General features: G+C 69.6%; 2 protein-coding genes and 1 pseudogene. All 3 read right to left on the bottom strand.

Going from position 1 to position 2,417, the window contains the following annotated elements:
- Nucleotides 1-337, bottom strand: a pseudogene (locus ACRDPS_RS14780) (NADH:flavin oxidoreductase); the annotation flags it as partial.
- Nucleotides 334-1,848, bottom strand: coding sequence for an APC family permease (locus ACRDPS_RS14775; protein ID WP_431502407.1), 1,515 nt, complete (start codon nt 1,846-1,848; stop codon nt 334-336). The pseudogene ACRDPS_RS14780 and the gene ACRDPS_RS14775, both read right to left, overlap by 4 nt.
- A 29-nt stretch (nt 1,849-1,877) precedes the next feature.
- Nucleotides 1,878-2,417: aldehyde dehydrogenase family protein (locus ACRDPS_RS14770; RefSeq protein WP_431502406.1), on the bottom strand; the 540-nt coding region annotated here is incomplete at its 5' end.

Below are 2,417 nucleotides of genomic sequence, written 5' to 3'. Positions count from 1 at the left end.
GCTCGATGCCGGCCAGGCCGCCGCCCTCGTGGATCGCGTCGGCGATCCGGGTGAGCGCGGGCAGGTCCTGGTCGTCCCAGATCCGCAGCTCGATGAACGGCGCGATGTCGGAGGTCGCGTGGATCTCCACCTGCTCGGTGCACACCACCGACCAGCCGCCCTCGGCCTTGATCTTGCGCATCGCCGCCTGGGCGCTGGGGTCGCGGTAGCCCATGCCGTTGCAGTGGGGCACCTGGTAGAAGCGGTTCTTGGTGGTGAACGGCCCGATCTGAACGGGCTCGAACAGGATGTCGTACGGGGCGGCCACGGGCTTCTGCCCAGCGGTCTGCTCGGTCATCGGGTGGGCTCCTCGGTAGGAACGGACGGGACGGGTGCGCCGACCTCGGCGCGGACACGGGCACCACGGACGTACCCGATGCCGCAGAGCAGCAGCAGGCAGCCGAGGGTGCCGAGAGTGAAGGCCTCGAAGGTCACCTGGCTGACGCCCCAGATCTCCCGGAACGGGTACGCCTCGCCGAACAGTCGCTCGAGGGTGCCGGGGAAGACAGCGACCCACGAGCCGAGCAGGACCCAGGCGAAGGCCAGCCAGCCGAGCGCGGCGAAGCCGCGGTCCGAGACCGGCACGCGGAACGGGCGCGGGCGGTCGGGGTAGCGGGTGCGCAGCCGGATCGCGGCCGGGATGACCAGCAGGTAGCTGAGCAGGAAGGTGGAGATCGAGATGGTCAGGACGACACCGAAGATCGAGGCACCGTCGCCGGTGACCTGCATGGCGACGAGCAGGAACACCGTGGCCACGACACCGGAGAGCATGTTGACCCGCACCGGCGTACCGAGGCCCTCGTGGAAGCGGCCGAAGAACCCGCCGAAGAAGGCACCGTCGGCAGCGGTCATCGCCTGCATCCGGTCGGAGATGATCATCCACGCCGCGCCCTGGCTCATCAGGATGTAGACGAAGACGACAGCGGTGAGCGTGAGCAGCGGCTCGGCCGCGGCGCCGTAGACGGAGTAGACCGTGCCGACTGCGTCGAGGAGGCCACCGATGCCGGTGATGTCGTCGCTCGGGACGACGAGCAGGATCGCGAAGATCGGCACCAGGTAGCAGACCGCGGCGGTGGCGCAGGAGCGGAAGATCGAGACCGGTACGTCGCGGGCCGCGTTCTCCATCTCGCCGGCGGCGCTGTTGGAGGACTCGAAGCCGAGGTAGGCGAAGAGCAGGATCGGGACCGACCCGAACAGGCCGAGCAGGGTCGGGCTGAAGTCGCCGCCGCTGAGGTCGACGACGCCGTTCTTGGCGGCGTAGATGATCGTGGTCAGCACGAAGAAGGCGAGCAGGCCGACCTTGAGGATCGCGCCGCTGGTCGGCAGCCACTTGCCCTTGGCGAGGCTGGCGATCGCAGCCACCACGGTGATCCAGATGAAGACGATCTTGAACAGGTAGTCGCCGACCGAGCCGTGCTCGAGCGGGGTGATGTAGACGCTCACGGTCTCGGCGGCCAGGAAGGCCATCGAGCCACCGACCCACACCGGCTGGGTGATCCAGGTGAGGATCGCGGCCACCGCGGCGGCCGGGCGCCCGAAGGCGTCGCGGACCCAGGTGTAGGCCCCGCCCTCCTCGCTGAACGCGGCGCCGGTCTCGGCGAAGATCAGGCCGTACGGCACGAGGAAGAACACCGCGAGCACGAGGGCCCAGGTGAACGCCTCGGCGCCGTAGACCGAGACCTGCCCGAGGGTCTCGAGCCCGACGACGGCGGCGATGAGCAGGAAGACGATGTCGAAACGTCGCAGGGTCTTGCGTAGATGTGACTGTTGCTCGGCCGCGAGCACGGTCGGCTGGTTGGTCTGCGTCATGGTGTGTCCCTGGCTGGTGGGGCTGGAGGTCAGTGGTTGATCCAGACGGTCTTGAGACCGACGTACTTGTCGAGGGCGTGCAGCGAGAGGTCGCGCCCGAAGCCGGAGCCCTTGAACCCGCCGAACGGGGTCCAGGCGCTGAAGGCGTCGACGCCGTTCACGGTCACCGTGCCGGCGTGGATCCGCTCGGTGAGCCGGTGGGCACGGCTCAGGCTGCCGGTCGCGACCGAGGCGGCCAGGCCGAACTGGGTGTCGTTGGCGAGCGCGACGGCCTCGTCCTCGGTGTCGAAGGCGGTGACCGCCAGGACCGGCCCGAAGACCTCCTCGCGAGCGAGGGTGGCGGCCGGGTCGACGTCGTCGAAGACGGTGGGCTGGACGTAGCAGTCGCTGCCGCCGCGGGTGATCCGCTCGCCGCCGGTGACCAGGCGAGCCCCCGAGGTCTTGGCCTCGTCGACGAAGCCCATGATCCGGTCGGTCTGCTCGGGCGAGACGATCGCGCCCATGCCGGCGGCCGGATTGAGCGGGTCGCCCGGGGCGTACGCCTGGGCCTCCTTGGCGACGAGGTCGAC

The sequence above is a fragment of the Nocardioides sp. genome, from assembly GCF_050699375.1.
Lineage (GTDB): Bacteria > Actinomycetota > Actinomycetes > Propionibacteriales > Nocardioidaceae > Nocardioides.
Note: the sequence above shows the minus strand (reverse complement) of the source record. Positions and strands in the feature narration are given on the sequence as shown.

Excerpts from the sequence above, each read along its gene's own strand:
- ACRDPS_RS14775 (WP_431502407.1), bottom strand. The coding sequence starts at position 1,848 with ATGACGCAGACCAACCAGCCGACCGTGCTCGCGGCCGAGCAACAGTCA.